The organism is Rhodopseudomonas sp. BR0G17 (genome assembly GCF_010907025.1).
GTDB lineage: Bacteria > Pseudomonadota > Alphaproteobacteria > Rhizobiales > Xanthobacteraceae > Rhodopseudomonas > Rhodopseudomonas palustris_H.
In genome coordinates this window covers 1-394 of the sequence record NZ_QUML01000229.1, presented here as the reverse complement: position 1 = coordinate 394, position 394 = coordinate 1, and the positions used below count along the sequence as shown (strand labels likewise).

Below are 394 nucleotides of genomic sequence, written 5' to 3'. Positions count from 1 at the left end.
GCCTATGCCGAAGCCGGCAACAACGTCAGCAAGGCGGCGCGCCGGCTCGGCGTGTCGCGCAACATGATCTATCGCGCGCTGCGCGAGCCGGATTGATGGGTCACGTCGCACACCAGCAGGGAGGACGTCCGTGTTCGAACCGCAGAACAATCTCGAAGCGTTGATGCAGGCCGCCGCTCGCGATCCGGATGCCGCGCCGGCATTCTATCAGGCGCTGCTCAACACCGAGATCTACATCCTGGTGCCGGAGGCGCCCGTTGCGCCCGGCGAAAGCCGTGCGCTGCAGCCACAGGAGACCATCAACGTCGCCACGGTCGAATTTCAGGGGCTACGTTGGCATCCGGCCTTCACCTCGCAGCTGCGCATCTCCGAATACGTCAGGGAACCCGAAAGC

2 protein-coding genes are annotated in these 394 nt (G+C 64.7%); both read left to right on the top strand.

All coding sequences use genetic code 11. The features are described 5' to 3' along the window. Window positions 1-96 (top strand): helix-turn-helix domain-containing protein (locus tag DY467_RS26920; RefSeq protein ID WP_164639924.1); only part of this gene is annotated, 96 nt, incomplete at its 5' end. A 34-nt stretch (window positions 97-130) separates the two neighbouring features. Further along, window positions 131-394, top strand: a 264-nt coding sequence (locus DY467_RS25975) for an SseB family protein (protein WP_349627696.1), incomplete at its 3' end; no start/stop codon positions are given.